14 protein-coding genes, 1 tRNA gene and 1 pseudogene are annotated in these 18,922 nt (G+C 71.2%); 9 read left to right on the forward strand and 7 right to left on the reverse strand.

The window, feature by feature from the left end; genetic code table 11:
- Positions 1 to 231: 231 nt before the first annotated feature.
- The 3 genes from ACIOGX_RS18685 to ACIOGX_RS18695 all read right to left on the reverse strand — a co-directional run bounded on the left by ACIOGX_RS18685 (position 232) and on the right by ACIOGX_RS18695 (position 4,173).
- Complete coding sequence (locus ACIOGX_RS18685; protein WP_356512647.1) at positions 232 to 573, reverse strand: hypothetical protein; 342 nt, start codon at positions 571 to 573, stop codon at positions 232 to 234.
- Between the two features lie 238 nt (positions 574 to 811).
- Positions 812 to 3,388 carry an ABC transporter permease gene (locus ACIOGX_RS18690; protein ID WP_401914433.1) on the reverse strand — a complete coding sequence of 859 codons (2,577 nt, stop codon included), beginning with the start codon at positions 3,386 to 3,388 and terminating at the stop codon, positions 812 to 814.
- The gene (locus ACIOGX_RS18695) at positions 3,385 to 4,173 is read right to left on the reverse strand and encodes an ABC transporter ATP-binding protein (protein ID WP_326611917.1); all 789 of its coding nucleotides are present in this window, start codon (positions 4,171 to 4,173) and stop codon (positions 3,385 to 3,387) included. The genes ACIOGX_RS18690 and ACIOGX_RS18695 overlap by 4 nt, the downstream gene beginning before the upstream one ends.
- A gap of 615 nt (positions 4,174 to 4,788) precedes the next feature.
- On the opposite strand from ACIOGX_RS18695, the gene ACIOGX_RS18700 reads away from it, so the two are divergent.
- On the forward strand, positions 4,789 to 6,363 hold the full coding sequence (locus tag ACIOGX_RS18700; RefSeq protein WP_401915090.1) for an MFS transporter: 1,575 nt from the start codon (positions 4,789 to 4,791) through the stop codon (positions 6,361 to 6,363).
- Positions 6,364 to 6,387: 24 nt separating this feature from the next.
- Here the strand turns inward: ACIOGX_RS18700 and ACIOGX_RS18705 are convergent, their stop codons facing one another.
- Together ACIOGX_RS18705 and ACIOGX_RS18710 are read right to left on the reverse strand one after the other, a co-directional pair.
- On the reverse strand, positions 6,388 to 7,278 hold the full coding sequence (locus ACIOGX_RS18705) for a cellulose-binding protein (protein ID WP_383961257.1): 891 nt from the start codon (positions 7,276 to 7,278) through the stop codon (positions 6,388 to 6,390).
- Positions 7,279 to 7,601: 323 nt separating this feature from the next.
- Positions 7,602 to 8,702 (reverse strand): SUKH-4 family immunity protein, encoded by a 1,101-nt coding sequence (locus tag ACIOGX_RS18710; protein ID WP_401915093.1) that lies wholly within the window; start codon positions 8,700 to 8,702, stop codon positions 7,602 to 7,604.
- Here ACIOGX_RS18710 and ACIOGX_RS18715 point away from each other — a divergent pair.
- A complete protein-coding gene (locus ACIOGX_RS18715; protein ID WP_401915095.1) occupies positions 8,619 to 9,827 on the forward strand; it encodes a pentapeptide repeat-containing protein in 1,209 nt (402 codons plus the stop codon). The two genes, ACIOGX_RS18710 and ACIOGX_RS18715, sit on opposite strands and share 84 nt — an antisense overlap.
- A 425-nt stretch (positions 9,828 to 10,252) precedes the next feature.
- On the opposite strand, the gene ACIOGX_RS18720 is transcribed toward ACIOGX_RS18715, so the two are convergent.
- Positions 10,253 to 11,230, reverse strand: coding sequence for an SMI1/KNR4 family protein (locus tag ACIOGX_RS18720; RefSeq protein ID WP_401914437.1), 978 nt, complete (start codon positions 11,228 to 11,230; stop codon positions 10,253 to 10,255).
- Between the two features lie 463 nt (positions 11,231 to 11,693).
- Here ACIOGX_RS18720 and ACIOGX_RS18725 point away from each other — a divergent pair, with 463 nt between their 5' ends.
- Positions 11,694 to 12,194, forward strand: a complete 501-nt coding sequence (locus ACIOGX_RS18725) for a YwqJ-related putative deaminase (RefSeq protein WP_356512636.1) — start codon at positions 11,694 to 11,696, stop codon at positions 12,192 to 12,194.
- Positions 12,195 to 12,196: 2 nt separating this feature from the next.
- A complete protein-coding gene (locus ACIOGX_RS18730) occupies positions 12,197 to 12,685 on the forward strand; it encodes an SUKH-3 domain-containing protein (protein WP_129767013.1) in 489 nt (162 codons plus the stop codon).
- Positions 12,686 to 13,421: 736 nt separating this feature from the next.
- Here the strand turns inward: ACIOGX_RS18730 and ACIOGX_RS18735 are convergent.
- Positions 13,422 to 14,354, reverse strand: a pseudogene (locus tag ACIOGX_RS18735) (sensor histidine kinase); the annotation flags it as partial.
- A gap of 38 nt (positions 14,355 to 14,392) precedes the next feature.
- Between ACIOGX_RS18735 and ACIOGX_RS18740 the strand changes: the two are divergent.
- From ACIOGX_RS18740 to ACIOGX_RS18760, 5 genes are all read left to right on the forward strand, one after another.
- Positions 14,393 to 15,250: a hypothetical protein gene (locus ACIOGX_RS18740; RefSeq protein ID WP_401914441.1), complete on the forward strand. Its 858-nt coding sequence runs from the start codon at positions 14,393 to 14,395 to the stop codon at positions 15,248 to 15,250.
- Positions 15,251 to 15,279: 29 nt separating this feature from the next.
- Positions 15,280 to 15,351, forward strand: a tRNA-Gln gene (locus ACIOGX_RS18745).
- 109 nt (positions 15,352 to 15,460) lie between these two features.
- Positions 15,461 to 16,957 carry a bifunctional UDP-N-acetylglucosamine diphosphorylase/glucosamine-1-phosphate N-acetyltransferase GlmU gene (gene glmU, locus ACIOGX_RS18750; protein WP_356512628.1) on the forward strand — a complete coding sequence of 499 codons (1,497 nt, stop codon included), beginning with the start codon at positions 15,461 to 15,463 and terminating at the stop codon, positions 16,955 to 16,957.
- Between the two features lie 109 nt (positions 16,958 to 17,066).
- Entirely contained in the window at positions 17,067 to 18,044 is a 978-nt protein-coding gene (locus ACIOGX_RS18755; protein ID WP_129767009.1) for a ribose-phosphate diphosphokinase, read from the forward strand.
- A gap of 248 nt (positions 18,045 to 18,292) precedes the next feature.
- Positions 18,293 to 18,883 (forward strand): 50S ribosomal protein L25/general stress protein Ctc, encoded by a 591-nt coding sequence (locus ACIOGX_RS18760; protein WP_129767008.1) that lies wholly within the window; start codon positions 18,293 to 18,295, stop codon positions 18,881 to 18,883.
- Positions 18,884 to 18,922 lie beyond the last annotated feature (39 nt).

Genomic DNA, 18,922 nt, shown 5'->3' on the forward strand with positions numbered 1-18,922 from the left:
CCGCCGCGCGTGGACCGACTCCACCGGCCGCCGCCCCGGACTCGCGAGGCACGGGGCTCGCGAGATACGCGGGTCCGCGAGGTACACGGGCTCGCGAGATACGCGGGTCCGCGAGGTACACGGGCTCGCGAAGTACGCGCACACCGGCCGGAGCTGGGCGCTCCGGCCGGTGCGGGGGGGGGCCGCTCGCGGAGGGGGCCGGAAGGCGGGCCCTCCATGTCAGGGGACGGTTCAGTTGAGGACGACCACGTCCGTACGGATACGGAGCGGGGTGTCCCAGGCGATGTTGATCTTGGCCGTCACGATTCCGGAGCCGGGGGCGATCCCCGTCACCGTGATGGGGGCGGCCCCGATGAAGCGGACGCCGTTGGCGTCGACCTCGGAGGCGGTGACGATGACCGTCGAGTTCGGGTTGATGACGTTCCAGGTGACGGGGAAGTTGACCCAGCCCCTGTACGCGCCCCAGACGACCCAGCCTCGCCACAGGTCGGCGACATTGCCGCCGGCCACCGCGAGCCCGTCCGTCCTGGCCGCCACCTCTGCGTTGGTTTCCGGTGCGTTGGTTGTGGACACAGCGGTCCCCTCTCTCATTCTGAGCGGGCCCGGGATGTCGGTCGGATCCGTCCGACCGAGAGAGTCCGTCGCTCTCAGTGTCCGGTCGGCTACCTGGCGCTACAACCCCTCGTAAGGGTGAACTCGCCCCACCCGCGCACGTTCTGACGGACAGCGCCGTGACGCGGTGATAATGCCCTCCGGCCCCGGTGGACGTTGGAGGAACGCCCACCGAGGCCGGAGCCTCCACCGTACCGTTCTACTCGGTGGCGATCGCGTTCAGTACGTTCATCCGACCGGCCCGGAAGGCCGGGACCAGCGCGGCGAAGAGTCCGACGAAGGCTGAGGCCACGAAGACCGTCAGGATCGTCGGCCACGGTATCTCCAGGACACCGAGACCCTCCAGGGCCAGCAGCTTCTGGGCCGACGTGCCCCAGCCCATGCCGAGCCCGAGTCCGAGCAGGGCGCCGAAGAGGGCGATGACCACCGACTCCAGCCGGATCATGCGGCGCAGTTGGCGACGGGAGAGTCCGATCGCCCGCAGCAGACCGATCTCACGGGTCCGCTCCACCACCGACAGCGCCAGGGTGTTCACCACTCCCAGCACCGCGACGATGATCGCGAGCGCCAGCAGACCGTAGACGATATTGAGCAGTTGGCCTATCTGGTCCTTCAAGTCCTGTTTGAAGTCGGTCTGGTTCTGCACCGTGTACTGCGGGTAGGCCGCGAGCGAGTCCTTGAGGGCGGTGTACGCCTCCTTCTCCTTGCCCTCCTCGGCCGCCGCGAACATGATCAGGTTCTTGGGCATCTTGTCGGCCGGCACATACCGCTGGGCTGTGGTGATGTTGGTGTACATCGCGCCCTTGTCGACATTCGTGTCGTCCGAGGTGATCGCCGCGACCGTCAGCTCGGCGCTCTTCCCGCCCGGGAAGACGACCGACATCCGGTCACCGAGTCCGATGCCGTGCTTCGTGGCGTAGGCGTCCCCCACCGACATCGCGTCGTCGCCGTACGCGGCGGACAGCTCACCCGCGACGGTCTCGCGGCGCAGGTCCTCGGCGTAGGTCGGGTCGGCGGCGACGATGCCGTCGGACTCCGTCGTCCCGTCCGGGGCCGTCACCTTGACGTCGACCCACTTGTACTCGGTGACATGCGCGATGTCCGGCGCCTTCTCCAGCGCCGCCTGGGCCTGCGGCATGATCGGCTGGCCGTTGTCGGACTGGACGATGAAGTCCGCGCCGACCGACTTGTCCAGCTCGTCGGTCGCGGAGGCGACCATCGAGGACCCGACCACCGACAGACAGGCCACCAGCGCGAGCCCGATCATCAGCGCGGCGCCCGTCGCTCCCGTACGCCGCGGGTTGCGCAGCGCGTTGCGCTCGGCCATCCGGCCGACCGGTCCGAACATCCGCAGCACCACCGCGCTGAGCGCCCGGACCAGACCGCCGGCGAGCAGCGGACCGATCACGACGAAGCCGATCAGCGTGCAGACCACGCCCGCCCCGAGGAAGACCGAGCCCTCAGCGGCCTCGTCGGCCCGCGTCGAGATGAGGAGCGCGGCGCCGCCGGCCCCGGTGAGCACCAGACCGATCGCCGCCCTGATCCGTCCGGACCGGCCGTCGGCGGGTGTGCCCGCGTCGCGCAGGGCCGCCATCGGGGAGATCTTCCCGGCCCGGCGGGCCGGTACGTACGCCGAGACGACGGTGACGACGACCCCGAGCACCAGCCCGATCACCGGCGTCGTCCACTTCACCGTCAGATCCCCGGTGGACAGATCCATGCCCATGGACGACATGAGCTTCATCAGCCCGACGGCGAGCCCCACCCCGGCGCCGACCCCGGCGACCGAGCCGAAGACCCCGAGCAGCACGGCCTCCAGCAGCACCGAGCGGTTGACCTGCCGACGGCTGGAGCCGAGGGCCCGCATCAGACCGATCTCACGGGTCCGCTGCGCGACCAGCATCGAGAACGTGTTGACGATCAGGAAGACGCCGACGAGGAAGGCGATCCCGGCGAAGCCGAGCATCGCGTACTTCAGCACATCGAGGAAGGAGCCGACATCCGCGCGGTTCGCGTCCGCGGCCTCCTTCTGCGTCTGTAGCTTGTACGCGCCGCCGCCGAGGGCGGCAGCCACGTCCCGCTTCAGCCGGCTGTCACCGACACCCTCGGCCGCGGTGACATTGACATGGGTGAACCGGCCGGTGTCCCCGAGCAGTTGACGCTGGGAGGTCGCCGTGTCGAAGAAGATGACCGCCGCACCGGGGTTGGTGACGGTGAAGGTGGCGATACCGGAGATCCTCGCGCGGAAGTCACCCGTGACGGCGATGGTGCGCAGTTCGTCGCCCAGCGCGAGACGGTGCTTCTCGGCGGTGTCGGCGTCGACCATCACCTCGGTGGGCCCGCGCGGCGCGTGACCCGAGGTGATCTCCATCGAACGGAGGTCGTTGCGCGTCCAGTTGCCGGCGATCGTCGGCGCGCCGCTGCTCGCGCCCACGTTCTCGTCGGCCGCGTCCACGACGGTCACGCTCGTGCTGCTGACCGCGCCCTCGGCGGACTTCACCCCGTCCGCCGCCCTCACCGTCTCGACGACCGACGCGGGCAGCGATTCGGGCTTGCCGGTCTGGGACGTCTCGTCCACGCCCTTGGCGGCCTTGGGGCTGACCGTGACATCCGCGGACGTCGCGGCGAAGAGCTTGTCGAACGTCGTGTTCATCGTGTCCGTGAACACCAGGGTGCCGCTGACGAACGCCACCGACAGCAGGACGGCTACGGCGGAGAGCGCCATCCGCCCCTTGTGCGCGAAGAAGTTGCGCAGGGAGGTTCTGAGGACGGTCATGACGTACGTCCCCGGGCGTCGAAGTCCTTCATGCGGTCGAGCACGGCGTCGGCCGTCGGACGGAACATCTCGTCCACGATCCGGCCGTCCGCGAGATACAGCACCCGGTCCGCGTACGAGGCGGCGACCGGGTCGTGCGTCACCATCACGATCGTCTGGCCCAGTTCGTCGACCGACCGGCGCAGGAAGCCCAGCACCTCGGCGCCCGCGCGCGAGTCCAGGTTCCCGGTCGGCTCGTCGCCGAAGATGATCTCGGGCCGGGCGGCGAGCGCCCTGGCCACCGCGACCCGCTGCTGCTGGCCGCCCGACAGCTGGGTCGGCCGGTGCGAGAGCCTGTCGGCGAGACCCACCGTCTCCACGACCCGCCGGAGCCACGGGCCGTCCGGCTTACGGCCCGCGATGTCCATGGGCAGCGTGATGTTCTCCAGCGCGTTGAGCGTCGGCAGCAGGTTGAACGCCTGGAAGATGAAGCCGATCCGGTCCCGGCGCAGCTGCGTGAGCCGCTTGTCCTTCAGCTTCGTGATCTCGGTCTCGTCCAGATGGATCTCACCCGACGTCACCGTGTCCAGCCCCGCGAGGCAGTGCATCAGCGTCGACTTGCCGGAGCCGGACGGGCCCATGATCGCGGTGAACTGCCCTCGGTCGATGTCCACATCGACATGGTCGAGCGCCACGACCCGGGTCTCCCCCGCGCCGTACGCCTTGACGACCTGCCGCGCTCGCGCCGCGACGGCCGTACGCCCTCCAGTACCCCCGTGCCTGGGAATGGTCACAGCCGTTGTCACGGTACGTCTCCTATATCGCTGAATACGCCGAGTGTTCGTCGGGCGTGGCCTGAGTCTGTATGTATCCGGGGCCCCGGCGCGCTGGGGCACAGCGCAGTCTTCACCTGGGGTTTTCCCCACCCTCGTGCTGCGGCCGGCCCCCTTCACGGGCCCTCGCGGCGGGAGGACCAACGTAAAGAACAAGCCACCGTTTCCTCGTCGTCCGGCGGGACGAACGGCCCCTGGCCGGAAGTAGGGAGGAGCCCCTAGGGGACTCCGCCTCCAGGTTGAACGGAGGGTGGGGGATGGGTGGGGGCATGGGTGGGTCGGGTGCGGGCCCCCACCCGGGCCCTCCCCGGGCCTCCCCCGGGAGAGGCCCGGGTGAGAGGCTGTTGCCCTGGAGATACATGCATAGGGAAGGCATAGGGAAGGGATCCCGTGAGCGGCGCCGGCGGAAGTACCGAGGACTCCGGACGTACCGAAGCGATACCCGAGGCGGTCTCGTCGGCCGCACCGTCGGCCGCACCCACGCCGTCACCGCCGGCCGCCCCACCACCCGCGGCCGCACCGCCCGCAGCCGCACCGCCCGGCGAGAACGGCCGGGCGCGTGGTCGCGGCCCCGTCGTCGCCGCCCTGATGCTCGGCATGGCGCTCGCCGCGCTCGACGGCACCATCGTCTCCACGGCCGTCCCGCAGATCGTCGGCGACCTCGGCGGATTCGCCGTCTTCTCCTGGCTGTTCTCCGGCTATCTGCTCGCCGTGACGGTCACCCTGCCCGTGTACGGGAAGCTCTCCGACACCTTCGGCCGCAAGCCCGTCCTGATCGCGGGCATCATCCTCTTCCTCATCGGCTCACTGCTCTGCGCCACCGCCTGGAACATGGCCTCCCTGATCGCCTTCCGCGTCGTCCAGGGGCTCGGCGGCGGCGCGCTCCAGGGCACGATCCAGGTCATCGCCGCCGACCTCTACCCCCTCAAGGAACGCCCCAAGATCCAGGCCAAGCTGTCCACGGTCTGGGCCACCTCGTCCATCGCCGGCCCCGCCCTCGGCGGACTGCTCGCCGGATACGCGGACTGGCGCTGGATCTTCCTGATCAATCTGCCGGTGGGCGCGGTCGCGCTCTGGCTCGTCGTCACCTACCTGCGGGAACCGAACCGGGCCCCCTCCACCCGGGCGGCGGTCCCGGACCGGGCACCGCGCCGCCGCGTCAACCGGGCACCGCGCCGCCGCGTCAACTGGGCCCCGCGCCGCCGCGCCGACCGGGCCCCACGCCGCCGCGCCGACCGGGCCCCACGCCGCCGCGTCGACTGGGCGGGCGCGCTCGCCGTCTTCGCCACCGGAGCCCTGCTGCTCACCGCCCTCGTCCAGGGCGGCGTCGCCTGGCCCTGGCTCTCCGTGCCGTCGTTCGCCTTCCTCGGCGGCAGCGCGGTCCTCGCCGCCGTCACCGTCGTCATCGAACGCCGCGCCTCGGACCCGATCATCCCGGGCTGGGTCTGGCGCCGCCGTACCATCGCGGCCGTCAACCTCGCCCTCGGCGCCCTCGGCCTGCTGATGGTCGCCCCGACCGTCTTCCTCCCCACGTACGCGCAGTCCGTACTCGGACTCGGCCCGATAGCCGCCGGCTTCGTCCTGTCCGCCATGACGCTGAGCTGGCCCATCAGCGCGGCGTTCTCCAGCCGCCTCTACAACCGCATCGGCTTCCGGCTCACCGCCATCACCGGGATCTCCCTCGCCCTGCTGGTACTGCTCGCCTTCCCGCTCCTCCCCTATCCCGGCCGGCCCTGGCAGCCGGCACTGATCATGCTGCTGCTCGGCGCCGCGCTCGGGATGTTCCAACTGCCCCTGATCATCGGGGTCCAGTCGACCGTGGGCTGGTCGGAACGCGGTACGGCCACCGCGTCCATACTGTTCTACCGCCAGGTCGGCCAGAGCGTGGGCGCCGCCCTGTTCGGGGCGGTGGCCAACGGCGTCATGGCCGCCCGCCTCGCCGACGCCCCCACCCCCGGCCTCCCCGACGACCTCGACTCCGTCTCCAAAGCCCTGGAGAACCCGGCCACACTCACCGCGGAGGCGGCGGACTATCTGCGCCGGGCGATGGACTCCGCCGTGGACTACGTCTACCTGGGCGCGGCGGGCGCGGCAGCCGTCTCCCTGCTGGTGCTCATCTTCGTGGCCCCCCGGCGGTTCCCCGTCCTCAAGGATCCGGAATAACCCCGGATTCCGGGGCCACTCCCGTCACCCCTCCGCGGGCGCGCGCCCCGTGAGCGCCGCCAGCGTGTTCCGTACGTGCGCCATGTGCGCCTGCATCTCCTCGCGCGTCTCCGCGTGTTCCCGCAGCAGCCGCTCGGTCTCGCGCCCCACGCCGTCCGCGTCCGCGTGCGCCCGCGCGAGCAGTTCCTCGGCGCGCGCCGCCGCGTCCTCCTGGCCGTGCCGGGCCTGTTCGCCCGCCTCGGAGAAGGCCCGCTGCGCCGCCACCAGCTGGAGCTGCGCGTACGCGGCGAGTTCGTCGTGCTCGACCCGGGACGCGGCGTCGCGGTCCGCGAACTCGCGCTCCGCCGCCGCCAGTTCTTCGCCCTGCTTCTGCTCCTGCTCGTCGATCACACGCTGAGTGCGGCGGCGCACCTCCTTGAGCGCGGCGAGCGATTCCGCACGCTCCGCCGTGACCTCGCGCCGCGCCTCGGCCCGCGCCGCCTCGGCCGCGCCCGTGGCGGCGCGCAGGACCTGCTCGGCGTACGCGTCCGCCTCCGCCCGTACGGCGTCGGCCCGTTGACGCGCCGCCTCGCGCACCCGCTCGGCCGCCGCACGCGCCGCGTCGAGGACCGCCTGGGACTCCTCGCGCGCCTCGGTCCGTACCGTCTCGTCCTCCTGCCGCGCCAGGGCCAGGATCTGCTGGGCGCGCCGGCCGAGCTTCTCGTACGTCTGCGGCGGCAGCGCCGCGACCCGCTCGCGGAGCAGCTCCGCCTCGGCCTCCATCTCCTTGGCGAGGACGGTGAGCCGCGCCACGCGTTCCCAGGCGTCGTCACGGTCCCGGAACAGCGCCGTGACCTCCCGCTCGACCTGCTCGGGGCGGTAGCCACGGCCACGTACGGGCACGAAGCCATGAGCCGACAACGGTGCGGCAACCATCCTTGAAGCCCCTCTCCGACACACGACACAGAACGCCATCCGGCACAATCCTGCTGGAGTGAGCCGAAGTGCCCATACCACGACACTCCGCCCGGCCACCCCGGTCAAGGATGCGGCATCGACCCCGAAAAGGTGGAAAGGCGGAGAAACGGAAGCACGCAGACGTCGCGGCGTGTAGTCCCGGACGGGCGGGAGACGCGGCGACGCGCGACGCGGAACGGCCGGGGCGCCCCCCGCGTGTCGCGGTGGGCGCCCCGGCCGTCCGTCAGGTTCGGGTCGCCGTGTTCAGGTGTCGCTGTGCTCAGGTCACTGCGTTCAGGTCGTCAGAGCAGTCCGTCCCACATCTGCTCCAGCAGCACCGACCACCAGTTCTCCGGCGACGACAGCGCCGCCGGGTCCAGCGCCGAGAGCTGCGCCTGGAAGTCGACGGTCCAACGGCCCGCCTGCTCCGGGTTGAGACCGAACCGCAGCCGCCACATCCGGCCGAGCAGCGCCAGCGAGCGCGTGAACTCCGGCAGTCCGGTGTTCACGAACTGCGGAGCCACCGGCTGTCCGCCCGGACCCGCCTCGACCGGTACGGCCATGATGTGCGCCGTACCGTACTGGACACACAGCGCGCGGCCGAAGTCCGAGCCCATCACCAGATACGACCCGGCGTCGGCGGCCGGCCGCACCTGCCGCTGCGCGGCCAGTTCGGCCAGCGTCGGCACCACCGGCTGGGCGGGCTGCGCCCAGAAGAACGGCCCGAAGTCGGCCGGCAGACCCGCCCATACGAGCGTGCGCGCCACGAGCTCCGGCACGCCCTGCCGGGACACCGCCCGCTGGTCGAACCGGCAGATGCCCTGCGGACCGAACGCGCCCATCAGCTCCTGCGCGACCCCCTCGGGCGGGATCGGCGGCGCGGGCGGCATCTGCGGCAGCGGAGCGCGCACCGGCGCGGGCCGCGCGGGACCGTCCGCGACCTGGTGCAACTCGCCCTGATGCGTGAGCAGATGCTGCATGCCCTGCTGCCTGCTGGCGTGATCCTGGCCGTACGGGGCGACGCTGGTGATCCGTACCTGCGGCCAGGTCTCCCGGATCATCCGGGCGCAGTAGCCGCCGGGCAGCTCGCAGGACTCCAGCTCCGTGTGGAGTTCGAGCACCTGCTGCGGCGGCACGTTCATGGCGCGCAGCTCGTGCAGGATCTGCCACTCCGGGTGCGGGGTGCCGGGCGCGGAGCGGCGGATGAGCTGAGCCTCCGAACCGTCGGGCGCGCGGTAGCGCAGCACGGCCTGATAGCCGGGGCCGACGGTCGGCAGACCGGACGGCTGCTGCGGATAGCCGTACGCCGGGGGCTGGGCGTGCGGGGCCGACGGCGGTACGGGACCGCCGGGGACGGGACCGCCAGGTACGGGGCCACCGGGCACGGGACTCCCCGGCGGCATGCCGGGAGGCGCTCCCGGCGGACCGGGCGGGCTGGGCGGCTGCGGGCCCGCCTGTCCCGGGCCCGCCTGTCCCGGGCCCGCCTGTCCCGGGCCCGCCTGTCCCGGGCCCGCCTGTCCCGGGCCCGCGAGCATGGTCGCCGCGTGGTGCACGCCCCCCGGAGGCGTACCGGGAACCCCCGGAGCGCCCGGAGGCCGTGGCGGCTGCGGTGCCTGGCCGCCCAGGCTCGCGTCCGCGAGCATCGTCGCCGCGTGATGCACCCCACCCGGAGGCGTACCGGGAACCCCCGGCGGACCGGGGGGACCAGGGGGGCCAGGAGGACCGGGAGGCTGCGCAACACCAGGCGCACCGGGCGCACCGGGCGCACCAGGAGGTCCAGGAGGGCCCGGAGGCCCAGGAGCGGCCGGAGGCTGCGGTCCGTTGGCGCCGGGTCCGCCGAGGCTCGGAGCCAGCTGCGTCGGCAGATAGCCACCCGCCGGGACGCCGGGCGTACCGGGACCCGACGGCGGCGGGGTCGCGCCCGGCGGACGCGCTCCGGGCACGCCGGGCGCGCTCGGCGGCGGCGGAGTCGTCGCGCCACCACCGCGCGCACCACGCGGCGGTACGGGCGCCTTGCTGGTCGCGGCGTCGGCGATATCGGCGGCCCCCGCACCTGCGCCGGGCCCGCCTCCGGACGCCGCGCCGGCACCGGAACCAGGCCGCCCGGATCCCCCGGACTCCGGCTCCGGCGCCTGTCCCGCCGGCCCAGGAGCGACCGTCGTACGCGCCAAGTGGCTGCCGCCGGACATCAGCGCGGTCGGCGCCTCGGCAGCCACGCTCGGCGGTGGTGTGTCCTCGTCGTCCGTCCCCGAGAGCGGCGGCGCGAAGACCGTCGCGGGCAGCGGTACGGAACCGTCCTCCGGCATGGCGGACGCACCGTTGGTGTCGGTCCCGGCCCAGGGCGTGGCCCCGGTCGGCACACCCGGCGTCGAGGCGGGCACCCCGTCGTTGGAGGTGGGCTCGTACCCACCGGACCAGGCGGAGCTGCCCTGCGAGGCGTTGCCGCCACCGGGCGCCCCACCCGTGCTCGAAGCGCCACCACCCGAAGCGGCGGGTGCGGGAGCGGCAGCGGGTGCGGGTGCGGGTGAAGGAGAGGCGGACGAGGAGGACGAATCCTCCGGCGTCCGCCCGTCCGGAATCCCCAGCTTGTCCGCCGCGTCCTGGAGCCACTCCGGCGGCGTCAGCAGGAACGACGTCTGGTTCAGGTCGATACGCTGCGGCGCCTCAGGAGCGGCCGACGCCACCGCGGGCGCCCCGTACTCCTCCTCGTACCGGCGGATCACCTCACCCACCGGCAGCCCCGGCCACAGCGTCGCCTCACCGCTGTCCCTGGCGATCACCAGGCGCTGCCGGCCTCCGTCCGACGTCGGACCGCCCTCGCGGTCCTCCGCCCACACCACGAAACCCAGCTCGAACTCCCGTACCCGCACCTCACGATGCTGGTAACCGGGCAGATCGGCGTTCACCCACTCTTCCGCGCGCTCCTGCGCCTGAGCGAAGGTCACCATCGCGCTCACCCCTCCACCGGGACGGCGCGCGCGAAGCCGCCGTCCACCATCAGGTTCGCCACGGTCTCCAGCTCCGGCGGATTGCCCGCCAGCCGCAGCAGGAAGGCGTCGAAGTCGTCACCGCAGGGCAGCAACAGCCGCTCCACCCGCTCCGCCACGCTCCAGCCGTCCTGGTCCCTGGCGTCGTCGTACGCGCAGAACCAGACAGAACCGACCCGGTCGCCCTTGACCTTGACCGCCAGAATGCCGCCCTGGACGAAACCGACGGCCAGATAGTCCTTGGTCAGATGGTCGCGCAGGCACTTGTTGACGTACACCAGGTCATTGACGGCGGCCACGTCCCTTACGGTCAGCAGCGGCTGGTCCACCAGCAGGCCCAGCTCCGCGTCCAGCGCCGCACCCACCGGCGCGCAGCCGCCGGCCGCCTTCAGGAACGACCGGTACGCACCCGGCAGCCGGTAACCGAGGTCCTCCTCCACGCCCTGCAACTGCTGCTCGCTGACCGGCAACGAGCCCTTCGGCAGCCCGAAATGGGCCGGCCGGGTCTCCTGGAGAGGACGCGTCCCCCGCTTGCCGTGGTCCACGCGCGTCGTCGCCAGCCCGCCGTGATGGCGCAGCAGCGCCTTCACCTCGACCGGAATCAGCACCATCCGGCGCGAGGCCGGCAGATGGTGCCACGTCCAGCCGTGCGGTGTGGCCACCGACGAGATCGTGTCCCACAGCTCATGCCCCGCGGCGGCCAGCGCGGCATTGGCCGACACATAGTCCGTGAGCCGCAGTTCGTCCACGCCGAACCCCTCGGGGGGCTCGGCTATCTCCGCGGCGGCACGCGCGTACGGCGAGAAGTCCGGATAGCCGTCGTCATCCACCCGTACACCCCTGGGGTGACGGGAGGCCCGGACCGGATCCGGGAAATGCACGACCTGCCCGGCGTAGGCCGCGTTCGGTGGCGCGGCTTGCTGCCCGAGCCGACCTGTCGTCATGGCGGTTGCCCCCTGCTGCGCTTCCGGCTGGTTCCACAGCCCTGGTTGCAGGACAGCCTATGTGGTGGGGCAAGAGGGGATCCGACGCTCCTCCCCCGGCCGTATCCGCCCGTTCCGACGCCCGCTCCGACGCCCTGTCCGGCGCCCTGCCCGACACCCGTCACGGCGCCCGTCATGGACCCGTCCCAACGTCGCTTCCAACGTCGCTCCCAACTCCCGCCCGCGGTAACGCCGCCTCTTCCCCGTACGCCGATCGGGCGTACTCCTACGGGACCGGCCGACCCCGTAACCAACGGTCACGCAGGCGTGACCCAGCGCCGACGCCACGCCACGATCCACGCCCCAGCTTCCCGACAGCGCGCCGCATTTGGCAGGCTGTGCAGGCAAACAGGGGCGTGACAGCGGGAAAACGGGGGCGTGAACGAGCGGCTGTCCGGCCGCCGGCACCGGGAGGGGACAGCACATGCACACCGCACCAACCGACGCGTCCGGGGACCCACGCCTCAGCTGGAGCAGCACCGAACCACACCGTCCACCGGTGCTCCACCGACGCCGGGACGGCATCCTGCCCGCGGTCGCCGCCGCACTCTCCGTCCGCGGCGAGACCCTCACCTGTACCGCGGGCAAGGCCGATCAGCCACCCGTACTCCACGCTCTCGTACAGGACTTCCTCGACACCCTCACCAGCGGCCAGCGCGAACGTTTCACCGGCCGCTGCCCCGAGGCGATCCTGCTCTCCCGCCATCTGACCGCCGCCGAGGCCGGACGCTCCAAACGCGCGAGACGAAAACCCCTGTCCCACAGCGAGGCACGCCGCTCCCTCAAACACGCCAAGCTGACCGCCCGCCGCATCCGCGAGGACGGCGACCCGCAGCACGGCAGCTACGCCCCGCCCTGCCGTTCCTGCGCGCCGCTCCTCGCTCACTTCGGCGTACGGCCCGTCGACCCCACCGAGAACGGCTGAGCATGCGCGACCTCCACACCACCCGCTTCCCCGTCCCCGTCGACGCCGCCCTGCGCGAGGCCGGCTGGCAGCCAGGACGCTGGGACATACGGCAGGCCGAGGAGTGGGCCGACGCCCTGCGCGCGCACATCACCCCCGCCGGCCACCGGCACGCCGTCTTCCCCGCCGCCGTCGAGGCGTGGGCCGAATTCGGCGGACTGCGCGTCATCGCGCCCGGCCCCGGCCGCCAGATCGCCCCGGCCGTCGTACGGATCGACCCCATGGCGGGCATCCACCTCGCCCGTACGCTCGCCGACCTCGGGCGCTCCCTGGACACGGAGATCAGCCCGCTCGGCGAGGAGGGCGACGGACAGGCCACCCTCGCGATCGACAGCACGGGCCGCGTCTTCAGCATCGACCACACCGGCGACTGGTACCTGGGACCGGACCTCGACCGGGCGCTCGGCACGCTGCTCACGGGCCTGGAACCGGCGCGCCTGACCTCGGGCTGACGCCCGGGGCGAACCGGAGGCCGAGACACGCCCGCCGCCGAGCCGGACGGCCAGGACGGACCGGACGGCCAGAACGGAGACGTCAGCCGTCAGGCATCAGGCGCCAGCCGTCAGGCATCAGGCGCCAGCCGTCAGGCACCAGGCGCCAGCCGTCAGCCGTCAGCCGTCAGGCATCAGGCATCAGGCATCAGGCATCAGGCATCAGGCATCAGGCGGCCCGACGATGCGGCAGCACCGCCGACACGCGGAAACCCCCCGCGTCCGTCTCCCCCGAGACGAACACCCCGCCCAGCGCCATCACCCGCTCCCGCATCCCCAGCAGACCATTGCCACCGCTCGGCAGCCCCACATCCTGCGCGCCAACCTCCGAAGGCCCGTTCTCCACCTGCATCGCGACCTCCTCCTCACGATGCGCCAGCCGGACCATCACCTTCGCGCCCGCCGCGTGCTTCAGCACATTCGTCAGCGCCTCCTGCACCACGCGGTACGCCGTCTGCTCCACCTCGGGCGCGTACGCACGGGACTCGCCCTGCACCGTCAGCTCCACGACCATCCCCGTGTCCCGGGACTCCCCGACCAGCACCTCGATATCCCCCATACCCGGACCGTCCTCCGCGGCGGCGGCAGCGGCGGCAGCGGCGGCAGCGCCCACAGCCGCCAGCGGCACCGCCGCCGGAGCGTGCGCCGACACCGCGTCCGACGCCTGGCGCGCCGCCACCTGCTCCCCGGCCCGCAGCACCCCGAGCATCTCCCGCAGCTCCGTGAGCGCCTGCCGCCCCATGTCCCCCACCAGAGCGGCGTTCTTCACCGCCTTCGACGGATCCTTCAGCGCCACCGCCTGGAGCGCCGCCGCGTGCACCACCATCAGGCTCACCCGGTGCGCCACGACGTCATGCATCTCCCGCGCGATCCGTGTCCGCTCCTCCGTACGCGCCCACTCCGCCCGCTGCTCGGCCCGGTCCGCCAGCAGCGACAGCTCCTGCTCCAGACTGTCCGCCCGCTCGCGCAGGCTCTCCATCAGCCGCCGCCGCGCCCCGACGTAGAGCCCGAACAGCACCGGCGGCGCCGTCATCCCCAGCGACATCAGGACCGCGACCATGGGCACGTACCACTGCGCCGAATCGAACCCCGAGTCGGCCACCACGTTCTGCCGCGTCCGTACGTACGTGACGATCAGCGTCCCGACCAGCGACATACCGGCCAGCGCGCCGACGATCCGGCGCGGCGTCTCCGCGGCGGCGAGCGTGTACAGCCCGACCAGGGTCATCAGATAACCCATCTCCGCCGGTGTGATCGCGATCGAGACAAGCACCACGACGAACGGCCACCGACGCCGCACCAACAGCACCGCACCAGCCAGCAGCCCGAAGACCACCCCCAGCGGCACGGGCAGCGTGGCCGCGTCCGCGAACCTGATCCCCTCAAGCCCGCACTCCAGAGCCGACACCAGCGCCAGCCCCACATCCAGTACGGCACTACGCCGCCGTCCCCACCACCACCAGCCGCGAGCGTTCGCGCCCGCAGCGTCCTGATGTGCCCCCGTTGTGGTCATGTCTCCCAGCCTACGGGCGCCCGCTCCCCATTTTCCGGCGACCGCCGCAGCACGAACCGGGACGGGACACGCGGGGAAGGCACATCGATACCTCGAACTGGTGAATCGCCCGCACATTCGAGCCGGACGTCCGCATTCCGGACGACGATCTCCGCATGACAGCGATCCACGGCGGATACGCCGATTTCGAGGGACTGCGGCAACAGGCCGTCGCACTGCGCCGCCAGGGCCTCAGCCGCCGCCAGATACGCGACCGGCTCCACGTACACAACAACGACATCCTCAACCGCCTCCTGGAGGGCGAGCCGCCCCCGGACTGGACGACACGCCCGAACGCGAAGGACGACCTGCGCGCGAAGGCACGCGAGCTGCGCCTGAAGGGGCTCACGTACGACCAGATCCAGCTGGAGCTGGGCTGCTCGAAGAGCTCGATCTCGCTGTGGGTACGGGACCTGCCGAGGCCGGAGCGGCGCGAAGCGGCGGAGCAGGCGAAGCTGGCGGCCCGGAAACGCTGGGACCACGAGCTGGCGGTGCGCGACGAGAGGCGCCAGCGGACGAAGGCCGCGGCGGCGGCCGAGATCGGCGCGATGTCCGACCGCGAACTGTTCCTGCTCGGCGTCGGCCTCTACTGGGCCGAAGGAACCAAGGACAAGCCATATGACCGCCGAGAGGCCGTCATCTTCGTCAACAGCGACGTCGGCATGATCCATGTATATCTCGCCTGGCTCGACCTGCTCGGAGTGGAGCGCGACCGCGTGCGCTACCGCGTGATGATCCATGAGTCCGCCGACGTGGAAGCCGCGGAGAAGTACTGGGCCGATCAAGTCCGCGCCGATGTGTCCACTTTCCAGAGGACGACCCTGAAGAAGCACAATCCGAAGACGGTACGGAAGAATGTCGGCGAGACATACCGGGGTTGCCTGGTCATCCGGGTCGCCCAAGGCGCCGAGCTTTACTGTCGCATCGAGGGCTGGTGGTACGGCATAGTAGGAGCGGCCACTCTCACCGAATAGCCGAATGTCTGGTTTGCGGTGGCTCACCATCCCCCATGGTGTAATCGGCAGCACTGCGCACTTTGACTGCGTATGTCCAGGTTCAAATCCTGGTGGGGGAGCTGCGCAGTTCGGGTCCTGACCTCGCCGGTCAGGACCCGTCCTCGTTTCCGTCCCGAAACCCACCGGTATCCTGCGGTTGTCCATCACCCGAAGCCGAAGGGCATTCCCGTGAGCGCCAACCTTCCCCAAGTTCTCGGCTCCGCTCGAACCGGGGAGACCCCACCGGCCGCCGTCGTCGTTCTCGCAGCGGGTGAAGGAACCCGCATGAAGTCGAAGACCCCCAAGGTTCTGCATGAGGTCTGTGGGCGCTCGCTCGTCGGGCATGTCGTGTCCGCGGCCCGTGAGCTGGGCCCCGAGCAGCTCGTCGTGGTCGTCGGACACGCGCGTGAGCAGGTCGAGGGGCATCTCTCCGCCGAGCACGCCGGTGTCCGTACCGCCTACCAGGCCGAGCAGCACGGGACCGGCCATGCCGTACGGATCGCCCTCCAGGAGCTGGGGTCCACGCCGCACGGGACCGTGATCGTCGCCTGTGGCGACACCCCGCTGCTCTCCGGCGACACGCTCAACGCGCTGGCCGCGACGCACGCCGCCGACGGCAACGCGGTGACGGTGCTGACCGCCGAGGTCCCGGACTCGACCGGGTACGGGCGGATCGTCCGGGACGGGGCGAGCGGCGCGGTCACGGCGATCGTGGAGCACAAGGACGCCACCGACGCGCAGCGCGCGATCCGCGAGATCAATTCGGGCGTCTTCGCGTTCGACGGGCCGCTGCTGGCGGACGCGCTGGGCAAGGTGCGCACGGACAACAGCCAGGGCGAGGAGTACCTCACCGATGTGCTCGGCATCCTGCGGGAGGCGGGCCATCGCGTCGGCGCGTCGGTCGCCGTCGATCACCGCGAGATCCTGGGCATCAACAACCGCGTGCAGCTGGCGGAGGCGCGCCGGCTGCTGAACGCGCGGCTGCTGGAGCGGGCGATGCTGGCGGGGGTGACGGTGGTGGATCCGGCGTCGGTTCTCGTCGATGTGTCGGTCACGTTCGAGCAGGACGCGGTGGTGCATCCCGGTACGCAGTTGCTGGGCGCCACGCATCTGGGCGAGGGTGCCGAGGTGGGCCCGAATTCGCGGCTGAAGGACACGGTGGTCGGCGCGGGCGCGCGGGTGGACAACACGGTGGCGGACGGCGCGGAGATCGGTGAGGCCGCCTCGGTGGGGCCGTACGCGTATCTGCGGCCGGGTACGCGGCTGGGTGTGCGGGCGAAGGCCGGTACGTACGTGGAGATGAAGAACGCGACGATCGGTGAGGGCACGAAGGTGCCGCATCTGTCGTATGTCGGGGATGCGACGATCGGTGAGTACACGAACATCGGTGCCGCGAGCGTGTTCGTGAACTACGACGGCGAGGCGAAGCACCACACGACGGTCGGCTCACACTGCAAGACGGGCTCGGACAACATGTTTGTGGCGCCCGTCACGGTGGGGGACGGCGCGTACACGGCGGCGGGGTCGGTCATCACGAAGGACGTACCGCCCGGTTCGCTGGCCGTGGCCCGGGGCCAGCAAAGGAATATCGAGGGTTGGGTGGCCAGGAAGCGGCCGGGGAGTGCCTCCGCTCAGGCGGCTCAGGCGGCCGGGACCACCTCGGTCGGCGACGAGAAGGAAAGCTGACCGGAAAGAGATGCGCCGATCTCGGCGTACCGTGATAACTGCACGATTCGGCTGGCTCGCAGGGACGCGCGGGTGCAGCGGCCATCAACACGTCTGAGGAGACAGTGCTGTGACCGGGATCAAGACGACCGGCGAGAAGAAGTTGATGCTCTTCTCCGGCCGCGCCCACCCCGAGCTGGCCGAGGAGGTCGCGCAACAGCTGGGTGTCGGGATTGTGCCGACCAAGGCATTCGATTTCGCCAATGGTGAGATCTACGTGCGCTATCAGGAGTCGGCCCGTGGCGCGGACTGCTTCCTGATCCAGAGCCATACCGCTCCGATCAATAAGTGGATCATGGAACAGCTGATCATGATCGATGCGCTGAAGCGGGCCTCGGCCCGGAGCATCACCGTGATCGTGCCGTTCTACGGCTATGCCAGGCAGGACAAGAAGCACCGTGGCCGGGAGCCGATTTCGGCCCGGCTGGTCGCCGATCTGATGAAGACCGCGGGGGCCGACCGGATCCTGACGGTCGATCTGCACACGGACCAGATCCAGGGCTTCTTCGACGGTCCGGTGGACCATCTCTTCGCGCTGCCGGTGCTGGCGGACTATGTGGCCGGGAAGGTGGACCGGTCGAAGCTGACGGTGGTCTCGCCGGACGCGGGCCGGGTACGGGTCGCGGACCGCTGGTGTGACCGGCTGGGCGCGCCGCTGGCGATCGTGCACAAGCGCCGTGACAAGGACGTCGCCAATCAGGTGACGGTCCACGAGGTCGTCGGAAATGTGGCCGGCCGGGTCTGTGTCCTGGTGGACGACATGATCGACACCGGTGGCACGATCTGCGCGGCGGCGGACGCGCTCTTCGCGCACGGCGCCGAGGACGTCATAGTGACGGCCACGCACGGCGTGCTGTCGGGTCCGGCGGCCGACCGGCTGAAGAACTCGAAGGTCAGCGAGTTCGTCTTCACGAATTCGCTACCCGACCCCGGCAACCTCGACCTCGACAAGATCACGGTCCTGTCGATCGCGCCGACGATCGCCCGTGCGGTGCGCGAGGTGTTCGAGGACGGTTCGGTGACCAGCCTCTTCGAGGAGCAGGCGTAACGGTACTGCTGGGCTCAGGGCTCTGGGTTCACGGTTCCGGAGCGCCCGCAGCGCACCGGGAGCGCCCATGAGCCCTGGGCCCGCAAGATCGATTTCTGAGGCGGCCTCCCCGCCGGGTAGACTCAGCGAGTTGCTCGGCGAGGGAGGCCGCACTCATGTGCGGCGGTCCGTTATCGACGTGCTCTTCGTAGCAGGCCTGTCGTGGCCGGGTGACGGCCGATTTCCTGTCACCTACGAGGAGTGCCGTCATGGCTGAAGTGAAGATCAGCGCCGAGGTCCGTTCCGAGTTCGGCAAGGGCGCCGCCCGCCGTACCCGTCGTGCCAACAAGGTCCCCGCCGTCATCTACGGCCACGGCGCCGACACCGTCCACGTGACCCTGCCGGGCCACGACCTGATGATGGCGCTGAAGACGGCGAACGCGCTGATCTCCCTGGACATCGAGGGCCGCAAGGAACTGGTCATCCCGAAGGCCGTCCAGCGCAACGCGATCAAGGGCCACATCGAGCACGTCGACCTGCTCGCGGTGAAGCGCGGCGAGAAGGTCACCGTCGAGGTCGCGGTGCACACCGAGGGCGAGCTGGCCCCGGGCGCCAACCTGCTGGAGAACGTCCTCAACACCCTGACCGTCGAGGCCGAGGCCACCCACATCCCGGAGTCCGTCACGGTCTCCATCGCGGGTCTGGACGCCGGTGACTCGATCGTCGCCAAGGACGTCCCGCTGCCGTCCGGCACCACGCTGGTCACGGACGAGGACGCGGTCGTCATCCAGATCCTGGCCGCGCAGGCCGAGGAGCCGTCGGCGGACGAGGCCGAGGCGGCCGAGGGCGCCGAGGGCTGATCCGTACGCTGTGCCCCACGGGGTGGCGGGCCTCGGCCC

Origin of the sequence: Streptomyces sp. NPDC088147, assembly GCF_044741565.1 — a bacterium.
GTDB lineage: Bacteria > Actinomycetota > Actinomycetes > Streptomycetales > Streptomycetaceae > Streptomyces.

Excerpts from the sequence above, each read along its gene's own strand:
- ACIOGX_RS18705 (WP_383961257.1), bottom strand. The coding sequence starts at position 7,278 with ATGGTTGCCGCACCGTTGTCGGCTCATGGCTTCGTGCCCGTACGTGGC.
- ACIOGX_RS18725 (WP_356512636.1), top strand. The coding sequence starts at position 11,694 with ATGCACACCGCACCAACCGACGCGTCCGGGGACCCACGCCTCAGCTGG.
- ACIOGX_RS18760 (WP_129767008.1), top strand. The coding sequence starts at position 18,293 with ATGGCTGAAGTGAAGATCAGCGCCGAGGTCCGTTCCGAGTTCGGCAAG.
- ACIOGX_RS18740 (WP_401914441.1), top strand. The coding sequence starts at position 14,393 with ATGACAGCGATCCACGGCGGATACGCCGATTTCGAGGGACTGCGGCAA.
- ACIOGX_RS18710 (WP_401915093.1), bottom strand. The coding sequence starts at position 8,702 with ATGCCGCCGGGGAGTCCCGTGCCCGGTGGCCCCGTACCTGGCGGTCCC.
- ACIOGX_RS18700 (WP_401915090.1), top strand. The coding sequence starts at position 4,789 with ATGCTCGGCATGGCGCTCGCCGCGCTCGACGGCACCATCGTCTCCACG.
- ACIOGX_RS18720 (WP_401914437.1), bottom strand. The coding sequence starts at position 11,230 with ATGACGACAGGTCGGCTCGGGCAGCAAGCCGCGCCACCGAACGCGGCC.
- ACIOGX_RS18730 (WP_129767013.1), top strand. The coding sequence starts at position 12,197 with ATGCGCGACCTCCACACCACCCGCTTCCCCGTCCCCGTCGACGCCGCC.
- ACIOGX_RS18690 (WP_401914433.1), bottom strand. The coding sequence starts at position 3,388 with ATGACCGTCCTCAGAACCTCCCTGCGCAACTTCTTCGCGCACAAGGGG.